The sequence below is a fragment of the Actinorectispora metalli genome (assembly GCF_056323685.1).
The window spans coordinates 1,412,898-1,426,095 of sequence record NZ_JBREYE010000002.1 but is presented as its reverse complement, the minus strand read 5'-3'; the positions used below and the strand labels follow the sequence as shown (position 1 = coordinate 1,426,095).

The 13,198-nt window shown below is 69.3% G+C and carries 15 protein-coding genes; 11 read left to right on the top strand and 4 right to left on the bottom strand.

Going from position 1 to position 13,198, the window contains the following annotated elements; genetic code table 11:
* Nucleotides 1–43: 43 nt before the first annotated feature.
* The 8 genes from ACU6XJ_RS26940 (at nt 44) to ACU6XJ_RS26905 (ending at nt 7,512) form a co-directional block, all read left to right on the top strand.
* The gene (locus ACU6XJ_RS26940) at nt 44–949 is read left to right on the top strand and encodes a cytochrome c biogenesis CcdA family protein (protein WP_476317573.1); all 906 of its coding nucleotides are present in this window, start codon (nt 44–46) and stop codon (nt 947–949) included.
* Between the two features lie 71 nt (nt 950–1,020).
* A complete protein-coding gene (locus tag ACU6XJ_RS26935) occupies nt 1,021–1,134 on the top strand; it encodes a keywimysin-related RiPP (RefSeq protein ID WP_476317570.1) in 114 nt (37 codons plus the stop codon).
* Nucleotides 1,135–1,148: 14 nt separating this feature from the next.
* Nucleotides 1,149–2,945, top strand: coding sequence for an asparagine synthase-related protein (locus ACU6XJ_RS26930; protein ID WP_476317567.1), 1,797 nt, complete (start codon nt 1,149–1,151; stop codon nt 2,943–2,945).
* On the top strand, nt 2,923–3,183 hold the full coding sequence (locus ACU6XJ_RS26925) for a lasso peptide biosynthesis PqqD family chaperone (RefSeq protein WP_476317564.1): 261 nt from the start codon (nt 2,923–2,925) through the stop codon (nt 3,181–3,183). The genes ACU6XJ_RS26930 and ACU6XJ_RS26925 overlap by 23 nt, the downstream gene beginning before the upstream one ends.
* A complete protein-coding gene (locus ACU6XJ_RS26920; RefSeq protein WP_476317562.1) occupies nt 3,180–3,596 on the top strand; it encodes a lasso peptide biosynthesis B2 protein in 417 nt (138 codons plus the stop codon). The genes ACU6XJ_RS26925 and ACU6XJ_RS26920 overlap by 4 nt, the downstream gene beginning before the upstream one ends.
* The gene (locus tag ACU6XJ_RS26915) at nt 3,593–5,302 is read left to right on the top strand and encodes an ABC transporter ATP-binding protein (protein ID WP_476317559.1); all 1,710 of its coding nucleotides are present in this window, start codon (nt 3,593–3,595) and stop codon (nt 5,300–5,302) included. Before ACU6XJ_RS26920 ends, ACU6XJ_RS26915 begins: the two co-directional genes overlap by 4 nt.
* Nucleotides 5,303–5,424: 122 nt before the next feature.
* Nucleotides 5,425–6,480, top strand: a complete 1,056-nt coding sequence (locus ACU6XJ_RS26910) for a trypsin-like serine protease (protein ID WP_476317556.1) — start codon at nt 5,425–5,427, stop codon at nt 6,478–6,480.
* Between the two features lie 75 nt (nt 6,481–6,555).
* Nucleotides 6,556–7,512: a LysR family transcriptional regulator gene (locus ACU6XJ_RS26905; protein WP_476317553.1), complete on the top strand. Its 957-nt coding sequence runs from the start codon at nt 6,556–6,558 to the stop codon at nt 7,510–7,512.
* Nucleotides 7,513–7,556: 44 nt separating this feature from the next.
* Here ACU6XJ_RS26905 and ACU6XJ_RS26900 read toward each other — a convergent pair whose 3' ends face one another.
* The 3 genes from ACU6XJ_RS26900 to ACU6XJ_RS26890 are packed head-to-tail and all read right to left on the bottom strand — an operon-like array spanning nt 7,557 to nt 9,971.
* Nucleotides 7,557–9,338: a thiamine pyrophosphate-requiring protein gene (locus tag ACU6XJ_RS26900; RefSeq protein ID WP_476317550.1), complete on the bottom strand. Its 1,782-nt coding sequence runs from the start codon at nt 9,336–9,338 to the stop codon at nt 7,557–7,559.
* 37 nt (nt 9,339–9,375) lie between these two features.
* Nucleotides 9,376–9,519: a hypothetical protein gene (locus ACU6XJ_RS26895; RefSeq protein ID WP_476317547.1), complete on the bottom strand. Its 144-nt coding sequence runs from the start codon at nt 9,517–9,519 to the stop codon at nt 9,376–9,378.
* Nucleotides 9,516–9,971 carry a MarR family winged helix-turn-helix transcriptional regulator gene (locus tag ACU6XJ_RS26890; RefSeq protein ID WP_476317544.1) on the bottom strand — a complete coding sequence of 152 codons (456 nt, stop codon included), beginning with the start codon at nt 9,969–9,971 and terminating at the stop codon, nt 9,516–9,518. The genes ACU6XJ_RS26895 and ACU6XJ_RS26890 overlap by 4 nt, the downstream gene beginning before the upstream one ends.
* Nucleotides 9,972–10,054: 83 nt before the next feature.
* Between ACU6XJ_RS26890 and ACU6XJ_RS26885 the strand changes: the two genes are divergently transcribed.
* Genes ACU6XJ_RS26885 through ACU6XJ_RS26875 form a run of 3 tightly spaced genes read left to right on the top strand, consistent with a single transcriptional unit; the run spans nt 10,055 to nt 11,808 of the window.
* Nucleotides 10,055–10,612, top strand: coding sequence for a YceI family protein (locus ACU6XJ_RS26885; RefSeq protein WP_476317541.1), 558 nt, complete (start codon nt 10,055–10,057; stop codon nt 10,610–10,612).
* Nucleotides 10,613–10,643: 31 nt separating this feature from the next.
* On the top strand, nt 10,644–11,387 hold the full coding sequence (locus ACU6XJ_RS26880; RefSeq protein WP_476317538.1) for a pirin family protein: 744 nt from the start codon (nt 10,644–10,646) through the stop codon (nt 11,385–11,387).
* Nucleotides 11,388–11,397: 10 nt separating this feature from the next.
* Nucleotides 11,398–11,808 (top strand): RpiB/LacA/LacB family sugar-phosphate isomerase, encoded by a 411-nt coding sequence (locus ACU6XJ_RS26875; RefSeq protein WP_476317535.1) that lies wholly within the window; start codon nt 11,398–11,400, stop codon nt 11,806–11,808.
* Here the strand turns inward: ACU6XJ_RS26875 and ACU6XJ_RS26870 are convergent.
* The gene (locus tag ACU6XJ_RS26870; RefSeq protein ID WP_476317533.1) at nt 11,795–13,138 is read right to left on the bottom strand and encodes a helix-turn-helix domain-containing protein; all 1,344 of its coding nucleotides are present in this window, start codon (nt 13,136–13,138) and stop codon (nt 11,795–11,797) included. The genes ACU6XJ_RS26875 and ACU6XJ_RS26870 overlap by 14 nt on opposite strands.
* Between the last annotated feature and the right edge of the window lie 60 nt (nt 13,139–13,198).

Sequence of the window (13,198 nt, the reverse complement as noted above, 5' to 3'; positions counted from 1 at the left end):
GTCCCCTGCATTTTCAATTTCCCTGCGACGGAATGGTTTCACTATGTTCGGCGATGCCTCATTGCTGGCCGTTGCCATCGGCGCGGGCCTGATGGTCGGATTCAGCCCCTGTGCGTTCGGCCTGCTTCCGCTGTATCTCACCGCGCTGGTCTCCGGCGGCGACGCGAGCCGCGGCACGGCCATCGGCAGGGCGTTCGCCTTCACCGGCGCGGTGACGCTGGGCTTCGGCCTGGTCAACCTGCTGGTGGGCCTCGTGATCGTGCCGCTGGCCGCGGGCCTGCTCAGCGAGTCCAAGTGGCGCATGGTCGAAAGCGGCGTGCTGATGGTGCTCGGCGTCCTCATGCTCGGGCTGGGCGCCTGGTTCCTGTCCGGCCGCGCGCTCAAGATCCCGATGCCGAAGTTCCTGGTCGGCAACAAGCTGACCATGTCGTTCCGCTCCATGCTCCTGTTCGGCATCGCCTACACCTTCGCCGCGCTGGGCTGCTCCCTGCCGCCATTCCTGGGTGTGGTCGCCGCGGCGTTCCAGGCCGAATCGTTCCTCGGCGGCCTGGCCGTGTTCGTGGCGTTCACCATCGGCATGGGCCTCGTCATCGCCGCCGCCTCACTGGCGGTCGCCCTGGCGCAGAACGCGATGGTCGGCGGACTGCGCACAGCCAGCCGCTGGGCGCCCTACCTCGGCGGCGCGTTGATCCTCGTCATGGGCGTCTACACGACGTTCTTCGGATTCCTCCAGACCTGGGTCCAGTACGACCCGGAGGTCACCAACCCGGTCGTCGCCTCGCTGAGTCAGGTGCTGCTCAGCGGACCGAACTGGGTCGCCGACCACCTGATGGCGCTCGGCGTGTGGGGATTCATCGGCGCGGTGACGGTGCTCGCCGCGCTGCTCTACGGCACCACCGTGATCGGCCGGAAGCGGCGGCGGTCCACCGAGGCCGCGACCTCGGCCTGACCGCGTCCGCCTCCGCCCTGCCTCCCCGCCAACCCTGCCGGGGAGAACCGAAGAGATTGGGAGAACACACCATGAAGAAGACCTACGAGCGCCCGATGCTGGTGGCCCGCGGTGGGTTCCGCGCCGTGACCGCGGCCAGCGGTTGCTACGGCCGGGACTCCATCGGCGGCCGCAGCTACTGCTGAGACGAGGACGCCTGATGTGGGACTGCGGCGGGCACCAACTCATGGTCTTCCCCGACTCCGAGACCGCGCTCGCCGCGGTCCCACTTTCCCTTCCCGACCGACTGAACCACCCCTCCGGACGCCCGTTCCTGGTCGGCCGCTGGTCCTCCTCGATCGAGGCCACCGTGGGGGACACCACGATCGCCGTGATCGGCACTTGTTCACTCACCCGGCCCGAACTCCGCCGAGCCGCCGCGCGGATGCGTGACCTCGACGATGTCGACCGGCTGACCGCTTCGATGGCAGGCAGTTTCCACCTCATCGCCCGCGTCGGGGGCAGGCTGCGGGTACAGGGCACCCTGGCAGGCCTCCGACGCGTGTTCTACCGCTCGCTGGGCGAGGTGGTGGTCGCAGCGGACCGCGCCGATCTGCTCGGCACCGACGTCGACCCCGAAGTGCTGGCGTGCAGGCTGCTGGAGCCGGTGCCGCATCCGTTGGCCGACGAGCCGCTGTTCCGCCAGGTTGCCGCGGTTGCGCAGGACCATTGCCTGATCGTGGATGCCGACGGCAGGACCTGCCGCACGGTGCGCCGCTGGACCCCGCCCCCCGCGACGCTGGGACTCGCCGAATGCGGCCGCGCGCTGCGTACCGAACTCACCGCCGCCGTCGCGGCCCGCACCGCGGCGGGCGGCGTGGTGACCAGCGAACTGTCCGGCGGGCTGGACTCCGCCGCCATCACCTGCCTTGCCGCCCAGGGCGATGCGCGGCTCATCGCGCACACCGTGCAGGCCGTGGACTCCCACAACGACGACTTCGGCTGGGCGCTGCTGCTGGCCGCGTCGCTGCCCGGCGTCACCCATGACGTGCTCCCCGGCGCCGAACTGCCGCTGGTCCACGCCGGGGTGTCGGCCCCGCGGCGGCGCCTGGATGAGCCGTCCATCGTGCTCAGCCACCAGGACCGCATGCTGACGATGCTGTCGTGGTGCCAGGGCCTCGGCTCCCGGTTGCACCTGACCGGCTACGGCGGCGACCAGGTGCTCACCGGCCCCACCGGCCTGCTCCGGAACCGGCTGCCCCGGCCCGCGGCGATTCGCGCGCTGGCGGGCTACCGCGCGCTGCGGGCCTGGCCGCTGGGGGCGGTGCTGCGGCAACTCGCCGATCGCCGCCCCTACCACCGCTGGCTGCGGCGAGCCGCCGACCTGACCGGCACCCCCGACCCGCGGACACCGTTGCTGGGCTGGGGAGTGGCGCCGCCGCGCCGATCCTGGTTCACCCAGGACGCGGTGGCCGCGATCGGCGACACCATCCGCGGCCGGGCGGGAACTCCGCTGGCCGCCACGCCCGGCAGGCATGTCGACCTGTACTTCCTGCGCGACGGCGCCCGCATGATCCGCGGCCTCGACCAACTCGCCGCGGGCATCCTTCCGGTGGCCGCGCCGTTCTTCGACGACCGCGTGGTCGACGTCTGCCTCGCGCTGCGGCCGGAGGACCGGGTCACGCCCTTCGCCTACAAGCCGCTGCTGGGCGCGGCGATGCGCGGCATCGTGCCCGCCGCCGTCCTCGCCCGGCGCACCAAGGGCGAAGGCTCCCGGGACGTCGCCGCCGGGCTGCGCCGACACCGCGACGAGTTGGTGTCGCTGTGGGACGACTCCCGGCTGGGGCGGCTGGGACTCGTCGCGGAGAAGCGACTGCGTGAGCTGTGCGCCAGCCCCTACTCGCCGGAACTGGACGACGGGGCGCTGCTGCCCACCGTCGAATGCGAGTTGTGGCTGCGCGGACTGGAACTCGAGCCTGTGAATGGGAGGAACCATGAGCCTGCGGCTGCGCGCTGACATCAGCCTCGCCGAAACCGACTACGGCGCGGTCCTGCTGGATGAGCGGACCGGACAGTACTTCCAGCTCAACCCGTCCGCCGTGGTGATCATCCGCACCCTCTGCGACGGCGGTACCCCGCAGCAGGCGGTGGCCGCGCTCGTGGGCGGCTACGAGGTCTCCGCCGAGGAGGCGCAGGCCGATGTGGACGCGCTGGTCCGCGGCATGCGTGAAGCCGGGCTGGCGGAGCCGTCATGAGCGAGATGGTCCTGCCCGACAAGGCGGCGAGGCCTGCGTGGGGCCGCCGCCGGGTGGTCGGCGTCGCGGTCACGGTGGCCCGGCTGCTGGCGGTCCTGCCGCCACGCAGACTCAAGGCGGTGGTCGCCAGGATCGGCCGCGGCGCGGCACCCGCCGACCCCGCCCAGACAGGCCGGGTACGGGCCGAGGTCGTCGCGGTGAGCGCGCACTGCGCGGGCTGGTACGGCTGCCTGCCCCGCTCACTGGCGGTCGTACTGCTGTGCAGGCTGTCCGGCACCGTGCCCACCTGGTGCGTCGGCGTCCGCACCCAACCGCCGTTCGGCGCGCACGCCTGGGTCGAGGCCGACGGCGTCCCGGTGGGGGAGACCGGCGACACCGGCAGCTTCGCCAAGCTCATCAGCGTCGGCACGTGAGCACCCTCCGCGGGCTGCTGCGCCTGATGCGTCAGGACCGCAGGGTCCTGGGCATCGCCGCGGCCCTGACCGTGCTGAGCTCGGCCTGCGCACTGGCGCATCCGCTGGCCGCGCGCGCCCTGATCGAACGGGTCGGCGACGGGCGCCCGGTGGTGGGGTTCGCCGTCGTCATGGCCGCGTTGATCGCGGGGCAGCTGGTGTTGTTCGCCGTCGCCCAGTACCTGCTGGAACGCGCGGGCGAAGGTGTGGTGCTGCGGTTGCGCACCCGGCTCGTCGGCAGGCTGCTGTGGTTGCCGATCCCGCTGCTGGAGCGCAGCCGCGTCGGCGACCTGATCTCCCGCACGGTCACCGACACCACCCTCTTGCGCAGCATCGTGGTCCGCGCCGTCACCGGCAGCGCGCAGGCGGTGATCTCCGGGCTCGGCGCGGTGGCGCTGATGATCTGGCTGGACCCCGCCCTGTTCGGACTGGTCGCCCTGATCCTGCTGGTCACCACGCTGGCGGTGGCCCGCAACCTGCGCGGCATCCGCGCCGCCACCGAGCAGGCGCAGGCCGCGGTCGGGGAGATGACCTCCGACCTGGAACGCGCCCTCACCGCGATCCGCACCGTGCGCACCTGCCGGGCCGAACCCCGCGAACAGGCCCGCATCGGCGCCGCCGCCCAGACTTCCTACCGCTCGGGCGTGCGGGTGGCCCGGCTGTCCGCGCTGGCCGCACCCGCGGGCGAACTGGCGGGCATCGGCGCGTTCCTGCTGGTGCTGTTCGTCGGCGGGCTCGGCGTCGCCCGCGGCACCATGCCCATCGGCGACCTGATCGCGATGCTGATGTACGCCATGTACCTGGCCGCGCCGATCGGCGTCCTCTTCGACACCGCCACCGTCGTCCAGCAGGCCTCCGGCGCACTGCACCGGGTCGACGAGGCGCTGCGCTTCGACGTCGAATGCGAGCACGCCCACCTCGACCCGCTGCCCACCCGCAGGCCGACGCTGCTGGAGTTCCGCGACGTCTCCTTCGGCTATGAGAACCGCCCGGTGCTCCGCGGGGTGTCCTTCGAGGTGCCGCACTGCGCGCACATCGCGCTGGTCGGCCCGTCCGGCGGTGGGAAGTCCACGATCTTCGCGCTGGTCAACCGCTTCTACGACCCGACGGCCGGGGTCATCCTCTTCGACGGCCAACCCGCCGACGCCCTGGGCCGCGCGGCCTGCCGCGCGATGGTCGGCACCGTGGAGCAGAACGCGCCGCTGCTGCATGGCAGCATTCGCGACAACCTCACCTACGCCAACCCGGACGCCTCCGAGGACGAACTGGCGCGGGTGATCGGCCTGGTCAACCTCGGCGGTCTGCTCGATCAGCTACCGCGCGGGCTGGACACCCAGGTCGGCGAGCACGGCGTGAACGTCTCCGGCGGGGAGCGGCAGCGCATCGCGATCGGCCGCGCGCTGCTGGCCCGGCCGAAGCTGCTGCTGCTGGACGAACCGACGTCCAACCTGGACACCGTCAGCGAGGCGGCACTCACCGACACCATCGAGAAGGTCTCCCGCGAATGCGCACTGCTGGTCATCGCGCACCGCCTGTCCACAGTGCGGGACGCCGCGAAGATCCTCGTGCTGGACCGCGGCGAGATCACCGCGGCGGGCACCCACCACGAGCTCATGGCGGGCAACACCGCCTATCGCGAACTCGCCACTTTTGCCCATCGGACATAGCACCGCGTTATGTCCGATTGGGATGGGCGACTTCCGAAGTGGACACGCATGCTCCGCATACAGGTCATTCACCTTTCCCCTGCTTGTTGAGGGAATGACGCGAGGGAGATCGAGGAAAACACATGTTGACAAGACAACGGGCCGGTGCCCTGGCCGGCGCGCTGATCGCGGCTGCCGTCGCCGTGGTGTCCGCGGTGAGCGTCGCGGGCGCCGTTCCTGACGAACCGGTGAAGCCGGTGCAGCCCTACATCGTGGGCGGGGAGCGGGCGAGCATCGCCGACCACCCGTGGACCGTGGACGTCATGCGCAACGGCCGAGGCTGGTGCGGCGGGACGCTGGTGGCGCCCAACAAGGTCGTCACCGCCGCGCACTGCACCTCCGGCCAGAGCGCGAGCGCCTTCACCGTGTACGCGGGCCGCGAGGACCGGCAGAGCACCGCGGGACACTCCGCGAAGGTGTCCAAGATCTGGGTGCACCCGCAGTACAAGAGCACCGCCGAGAACGAGATCAACGACTACTCGGTGCTCACCCTGTCGTCCAACCTGGACTACAAGACCCTGCCGCTGGCGGGCCCGCAGGACGGCAACCTGTACGCGGCGGGCACCAACTCCACCGTGCTGGGCTGGGGTGACCTGCGCGAGGGCGCCAACGCGGGCTCCCGCTACCTGATGAAGGTCACCGTGCCGCTGGTGAGCGACGCCGACTGCACGACGGCGTACGGCCAGTACTACGAGAAGGCCAACATGGTCTGCGCCGGGTTCAAGGACGGCGGCAAGGACTCCTGCCAGGGCGACTCCGGCGGGCCGCTGGTCGCGGGCGGCAAGCTGATCGGCATCGTGTCCTGGGGCCACGGCTGCGCCCGGCCCGACAAGTACGGCGTGTACGCCAGGGTCAACGCGCAGTACGACCTGCTGATGCAGCAGATCGGCAGCACCCCGACCACCACGCCGCCGACGAGCACCACCCCACCCACCACGACCCCGCCCACCAGCACCACCCAGCCGCCGACGACCACGCCCGCACCGGGCTGCACCGCGGCGGCGTGGCAGGCCAACCGGATCTACTGGTCCGGCGACAAGGTGTCTCACCAGGGCCGCCAGTGGCAGGCCACCTGGGCCTCCTACAACAGCCCGCCCGCCGCGGGCAACTCGCGGTGGAAGGACCTCGGCGCCTGCTGAGAGCAATAATTGGGTAGCTGTACCTAGGGTTTCGGCATTGTTCGGGCTCGCTCATCGGCCGCAGAGTTGATGTCGATGAGCGAGCTTGAACTGCGGCACCTGCGCACCGTTGTGGCGATCGCCGACGAGGGCAGCCTCGGCAGAGCCGCCGTGCGGCTCGGCCTGAGCCAACCCGCGCTGTCCCTGCAACTCCAGCAGGTGGAGCGGCTGGTCGGTGGCAAGCTGTTCCTGCGCAGCCACCTCGGCAGCAAGCCGACCAGCCTCGGCCAGGTGATCATCTCCGACGCCCGCCCCATCCTGGCGAACCTGGACGCCTTGTTCGGCCGGATCAGCGCCGCCACCAGCATCGGCAAGATCCGCTTCGGCTCGGTGCCGCAGCCGTTCCTCGCCGACGTCGTGCGCGAGTGGGAGTCGGTGCTGCCGGACGCGGGCTTCGTCCTGGAGAGCACCGCCTCTTCGGACCACCTGGCCCGCCTGCTGCTCTCGGGCGAACTGCACCTGGCGCTGCTGGCCCGCGACGCCCGCATCACCGCACCCGGCTTCCTGGTGCGCAGGCTGGTCACGGAGCCGGTGTTCGTCTCGCTGGCCGCATCGGACCCGCTGTCCCGCTGGGAGCGCATTCCGCTCGTCGCGCTGGCCGAACGCGAATGGCTGGTCTCCGCTGAACACGCCGCCACGCTGCGTGTTCGTGCTCGCGAGGCGGGTTTCACCCCGAAACTGCACCACCTCGGCACCGGCTCCGAGACCCGCGAGGCACTCGCCCTGGGTGCGGTGGCCTTGGTACCGGCCACCCACCTGCCCGCGGCGGGCTGCGTCACCAAGCCGATCGCGGGCGACCCGATGTCGGTACAGCTGGTACTGGCGGCCTGCGCCGATACGCCGCCCGCGCGCCACAACCCGCTGCTGTACCGGGTGTTGGCGTGGATCTACCGCCGCCAGATCGCCGAGAACCCCACCTACCGACGCTGGTGGCAGCAGAACCCGCAGTGCCACCGAGAACTCGACGCCGCGCTCAAGGCGCGCCGCTGCTGACGGTGAGGTGCGTCGTGCGCTCGCGGAGCGCACGACGCACCTGGTCAACGCAGGAACTCCTGCACCTTGGTCTTCACGCCCTGGGTGATCATCTGCCAGGCCTCCGGATCACCGCGCAGGATCGACTCGGTGGTGGACTTGACCTGTTCGAACGTGGCGTGCGGCGGGATCGGCGGCACGTTCGGATCGCAGCGCACATCCAGCACCGCGGGCCGATCCGCCCGCAGCACCCGATCCCAGGCGCCGCCAAGGTCGTCGGGGGAGTCCACCCCGATGCCCTCCAGCCCGATACCGCGGGCAAAGGCCGCGTAGTCCACATCCGGCAGCACCTGCGACTCGGTGAACTTCGGTGCCCCGCCCATCGCCCGCAGTTCCCAGGTGACCTGGTTGAGGTCGTTGTTGTGGAACACGCACACCACGCACCGCGGGTCCGCCCACAACTCGTAGTACCGCGCGATGGTGATCAACTCGGCGAGCCCGTTCATCTGCATCGCGCCGTCGCCGACCAACGCCACCACCGGGCGGTCCGGGTGCGCGAATTTCGCCCCGATCGCATACGGCACCGCAGGCCCCATGGTGGCCAGCGTGCCGGAGAGGGTGCCACGCATCCGCCCGCGCAACTTCAGGTTCCGCGCGTACCAGTTGGCCGCCGACCCCGAGTCCGCGGTGACCAGCGCGTCCTCCGGTATCCGCTCCGACAGCTCCGACACGATCCGCATCGGGTTCACCGGGTCGGCGCTGACCTGCGCCTGCCGGTCCAGGGTCTCCCACCACTCGGCCACGTTCGCCTCGATGGCGTCCCGCCAGGACCGGTCCGGTTTGCGGGTCAGGCGCGGCAGCAGCGCCCCGACGGTGGCCTTCGCGTCGCCGAGGAGGTTGACCTCGGTGGGGTAGCGCATGCCGATGAACCGGCCGTCGATGTCGATCTGCACCGCGCGGGCCTGCCCGTACTCCGGCAGGAACTGCGTGTACGGGAAGTTCGAGCCGATGATCAGCAGCGTGTCGCAGTCCCGCATGAGCTCCCAACTTGGCCGGGTACCCAGCAGCCCGATCGACCCCGTCACATACGGCAGGTCGTCGGGCAGCACGTCCTTGCCAAGCAACGCCTTCGCGATGCCCGCGCCGGTGATCTCGGCAAGCTGCTTGACCTCCTCGGCCGCGCCCCGTGCGCCCTGCCCGACGAGTATCGCCACCTTCTCACCGGCGTTGATCACCTCAGCGGCCCGGCCGATCTCCTCGTCGACGGGGGTGAGAGTGGTCAGGGGGTGACTGGGCGGGCTGGACGGCACGTGCTTGAACTCGTGCTGCGGCGGCGTGTACTCCTCTTCCTGCAAGTCCGCCGGAATGATCACCGCGGTGGGCGCCCTGGCCGCCTCGGCGGACCGGATCGCGCGGTCCAGCGCGTTGGGCAACTGCTCGGAGACGTTCACCTCGACGAGGTACTCGGAGGCCACGTCCTTGAACAGGCTCTGCAGGTCCACCTCCTGCTGGTAGCTGCCGCCCATGGCGCTGCGCGCGGTCTGCCCCACGATCGCGACGACCGGCACGTGGTCCAGCTTCGCGTCGTACAGCCCGTTGAGCAGGTGGATCGCGCCCGGACCCGAGGTGGCCATGCACACCCCGACCCGCCCGCTGAACTTCGCGTACCCCACGGCCTGGAACGCCGACATCTCCTCATGCCGCGACTGCACGAACCGCGGCTTGTTCTCGGCCCGCCCGAAGGCTGTCACCAGGCCGTTGATGCCATCACCCGGATAGGCGAACACCTGCTCGACGCCCCATTCCCGCAGGCGCTTGAGCACGTAGTCGGCAACGGTCTCGGACACGTTTCCTCCCGGGGTTTACTCGGCAATCTCTTACCGGCTACCCCGGGTCTCGCGTCCGACACACCTCCGCCGGGTCATCGGACAGCATCATGCCCAGCAGCGGACCCACCACCTGGAGCGCGGCGCTCACCAGGTCCGCACCGTCGTCGCTGAACGCCGCCCGGAGGCCGAGGTTGCTCATTCCCGGTCTTCCAACCGGGACAGCACCCGCTCCGCGAGAGTGCCGAGCGTGTCGAGTTGTTCCGGCGTGATGTGGTCCAGGAACAGCTCGCGGACGGCCTCCACATGCATCGGCGCCGCCTCTTCGATGGCCTTCCGGCCCGCGGCGGTGACCACGATGAACGCGCCCCGCGCGTCCGAGGGGCACTCCTGCCGGTCCACCAGCCCCCGGCGCTGCATCCGGCCGAGATGGTGGGAGAGCCTGCTTTTCTCCCACTGGAGCTCCCGCGCGAGCTCGACCACTCGCGCCCGGTCGTCCGGCCGGTCGGTGAGGTGCACCAGCACCTCGAAGTCGGTGATCGACAGCCCGGAGTCGGCCTGCATCTGCCGGGCGAGCCGGGCGTTGAGCTGTGCGTTCATCGCCAGGTACGCCCGCCAGGCGCGTTGTTCCCGCTCGTCAAGCCATCGAGTCATATCCGCAGTCTACGGGAATAGTTGACACATCACCATCCTTGGGTAGAGTGCATGGTGACACGTCAACTACTTGGAGGACCGACATGACCACCGCCGTCGATTACACCCCGCTGACCGGCGAGTACACCCTCGACACCGCCCACAGCCGGATCGGTTTCGTCGCGCGTCACGCGATGGTGACCAAGGTGCGCGGTGCGTTCAACGACTTCACCGGCACCGCGAACATCAACGGGGAGAACCCCGGCGCGTCCTCGGTGCAGGTGACGATCAACGTGGACAGCATCGACACCCGCAACGCCGACCGCGACGCCCACCTTCGCGGTAACGACTTCCTGTCGATCGCCGAGCACCCGAGGATCACCTTCACCTCGACCGAGATCGCCCAGACCGGCGAGAACACCTTCGACGTGACCGGCGACCTGACCATCAAGGGCGTGACCAAGCAGGTCACCGTCCCGTTCAGCTACGAGGGCACCGCCCAGGACCCGTTCGGCAACACCCGCATCGGCCTGGAGGGCTCGACCGCCATCAGCCGGAAGGACTTCGGCATCACCTGGAACGCCGCCCTGGAGACCGGTGGCGTCCTGGTGGGCGACAAGATCGTGCTGGAGTTCGAGATCTCGGCGATCAAGACTCCCTGACACTACGCTCCCGCGAAGGGAAGGACTGCTCATGAGTGTGGACATTCGACGGGCCGCCGACCGGGTGGCCACCAAGCTGGACTGGCTGGACTCGAAGCACTCCTTCTCCTTCGGGCGGCACTACGACCCGGCCAACACCCACCACGGCCTGCTGCTGGTCAACAACGACGATGTGGTGGCGCCCGGCACCGGCTTCGAGACCCATCCGCACCGGGACATGGAGATCGTCACCTGGGTGCTCCGCGGTTCCCTGGTCCACCAGGACTCCGAGGGCCACTCCGGCCTGATCTACCCAGGCCTGGCGCAGCGGATGAGCGCGGGCACGGGGATTCTCCACTCGGAGAAGAACGACGCCTGGCGCCTCCAGCCGGGTTCGGCCGAGGACCCCGTCCACTTCGTGCAGATGTGGGTGGTGCCCGACGAGCCCGGCATCGCACCCGGCTACGAGCAGCTGGAAATCCCGGACGCGGAGCTCTCCGGAAAGCTCGCCCCGGTGGCCTCCGGCATGCCCCAGCACGAGGGCGATACAGCCATCCGCATCCACAACCGGTACGCCGCACTACACGCCGCACGCTTGCAGCCGGGCGAGTCGGTGCAGCTCCCAGAGGCGCCAATGCTGCACCTGTTCGTGCCGCGCGGCACGGTCGTGCTCGAAGGCGCGGGCGAACTGGCCTCGGGGGACGCGGTCCGCTTCACCGGAGTGGGTGGGCACCGCGTGACAGCGGTCGCCCCGGCGGAGATCCTGGTGTGGGAGATGCACGCGAGGCTCGCCTGAGAGGACCGGCATGAGGATCGTTTTCGGCGCCGATGACTCCAACGAGTGCACGCAGGCGGTCCTCGACCGCCTGCGCGAACTAGGCGAGGTGCGCGTATTGGACAGCACCAGCTGGCCGGAGTTCTCCCGCAACGTCGGCGAAGCGGTCGCCGAGGGTGAGGCCGACTATGGCGTCCTGATGTGCTGGACCGGAACGGGAACCGCCATCGCCGCGAACAAGGTCAAAGGCGTGCGCGCGGCGCAGGCCTGGGAGCCGTGGATCGCCAGGAACGCCCGCCTCTGGAACGACGCGAACGTCCTGACCCTGAGTCTGAAACGCCTCGCCCCGACGGTCGCGGTCGAGTGCGTGAACGCGTTCCTGGAGACCCCGGCGGAAGACCCGGAGGAAACCGCCACCATCGACCGGATCAGGCAACTCTGACCCCGTTCAGCTGATCGATCCGGTGCACGATTTCTCGGCATTCGTCATTGGGCCGTGGCTTTGCCGCTGCTCGTATCCTGCTGAGGCGTTGCAAAGCACGGCGTGAGCCCAGTGCGCTGCACTGTTCGATCGTTTCGATCGCCAGCCGATGACCTTGGATGATCTCGCCGTGGCGGAGCATGCATACCGAGTTGTGGATGTTGAGGAAGGCGTGAGTCACGCCCTGCTCAGGGGGTATCAGGCGGCACGCCTGCTTGCCCAGGTTGATGGCCTGCTCGAGGTTTCCGCCAGGTAGGAACTGGTGCATGACGGCCTCAACGATAACCAGGTTGCCCTCATCGACGAGTCCTGTCCAGCTGCTCGGTCGTGGCTTCTTCAACAAGTTCTTGCGGGCCACGCCCAACGACCGTTTGGCAGCGTCCGGTTCGCCCAGCATCGCGTATGCGGACGTCATCGCGGAGTTGATCAAAGCTATCAGCTGCCTATCGCTCGCGGTGTCCGCAGGCAGGAGGGCGAGTTGGAACGCCTTGACAGCAGCTGCGGCCTGGTGTTGTTCGAACTCGAGCCGTCCGATCGAATAGACGATGAAGGCCATCAATCCGCTGTCGCCCAGTTCCTTTGCCACCGAGAGTGCTTGGCGGTAGTGGCGGTATGCCGCGCCGGTGCGGCCCGAGTCGGCAGCCGCGTACCCCGCGAACTGGTGTGCGTCCGCGAGGGCATACATCAGGCGCCATCGCACTTCCGTCGCACACCGTGAGGCCAGCAATTGCCGGATTGTCTGGACATGCCCACGCGCCGCCCCGAGCACGCCCATACCGCCATTACTGAAGTCCTGCGCCCTGAGTGCTGACGTTGTTGCCTCGATATGACGCACATCTGTCAGACCGATGTGATCCGGGCGTTGCTCCAGATGAGTTCCGCGTTCACCCCAGTCGAGGCCGAAATCGTTGCCGAGAACCGCGATCCCGGTTGCGCGGAGGACCTGTCGCCGGTTCACGTCGTCGTCCTCGTCCGAGGAAACCGGAAGAACCCGGGGGTCGGCATCCGGTGGATAGCCGAGACCCATGAGCGCGTGCGGGATACGCAGGCCAGTGGCAATGCGGTCCAAGACGTCGTATTGGTAAACCGGCCGGGCCTTCTTGATAATTTCGCTGACCTCGGACTGCGACTGTCCGGTGAGATCGGCGATATGCCGCTGAGAGAAGCCCCTCGTCTTGAGGTATCGGTAGATCGTGTGAATGTCCCGCACGGCGAGCGCCGAGCGCACGGCGTCGTCTTCCCACAGGTCGGCTGGAAGCTCGACACGGATCGGTATGTCCGGGTTGTCCATGTCATGCGTATCGGTCGCTTATCGCCTGGGGAACAGCCTTGCTCACCGACGGTAGATCGC

Coding starts and splice junctions, on each gene's coding strand:
- ACU6XJ_RS26920 (WP_476317562.1), top strand. CDS start 3,180: ATGAGCGAGATGGTCCTGCCCGACAAGGCGGCGAGGCCTGCGTGGGGC.
- ACU6XJ_RS26885 (WP_476317541.1), top strand. CDS start 10,055: ATGACCACCGCCGTCGATTACACCCCGCTGACCGGCGAGTACACCCTC.
- ACU6XJ_RS26895 (WP_476317547.1), bottom strand. CDS start 9,519: ATGAGCAACCTCGGCCTCCGGGCGGCGTTCAGCGACGACGGTGCGGAC.
- ACU6XJ_RS26880 (WP_476317538.1), top strand. CDS start 10,644: ATGAGTGTGGACATTCGACGGGCCGCCGACCGGGTGGCCACCAAGCTG.
- ACU6XJ_RS26870 (WP_476317533.1), bottom strand. CDS start 13,138: ATGGACAACCCGGACATACCGATCCGTGTCGAGCTTCCAGCCGACCTG.
- ACU6XJ_RS26875 (WP_476317535.1), top strand. CDS start 11,398: ATGAGGATCGTTTTCGGCGCCGATGACTCCAACGAGTGCACGCAGGCG.
- ACU6XJ_RS26940 (WP_476317573.1), top strand. CDS start 44: ATGTTCGGCGATGCCTCATTGCTGGCCGTTGCCATCGGCGCGGGCCTG.
- ACU6XJ_RS26890 (WP_476317544.1), bottom strand. CDS start 9,971: ATGACTCGATGGCTTGACGAGCGGGAACAACGCGCCTGGCGGGCGTAC.
- ACU6XJ_RS26925 (WP_476317564.1), top strand. CDS start 2,923: ATGAGCCTGCGGCTGCGCGCTGACATCAGCCTCGCCGAAACCGACTAC.
- ACU6XJ_RS26905 (WP_476317553.1), top strand. CDS start 6,556: ATGAGCGAGCTTGAACTGCGGCACCTGCGCACCGTTGTGGCGATCGCC.
- ACU6XJ_RS26910 (WP_476317556.1), top strand. CDS start 5,425: ATGTTGACAAGACAACGGGCCGGTGCCCTGGCCGGCGCGCTGATCGCG.
- ACU6XJ_RS26930 (WP_476317567.1), top strand. CDS start 1,149: ATGTGGGACTGCGGCGGGCACCAACTCATGGTCTTCCCCGACTCCGAG.
- ACU6XJ_RS26935 (WP_476317570.1), top strand. CDS start 1,021: ATGAAGAAGACCTACGAGCGCCCGATGCTGGTGGCCCGCGGTGGGTTC.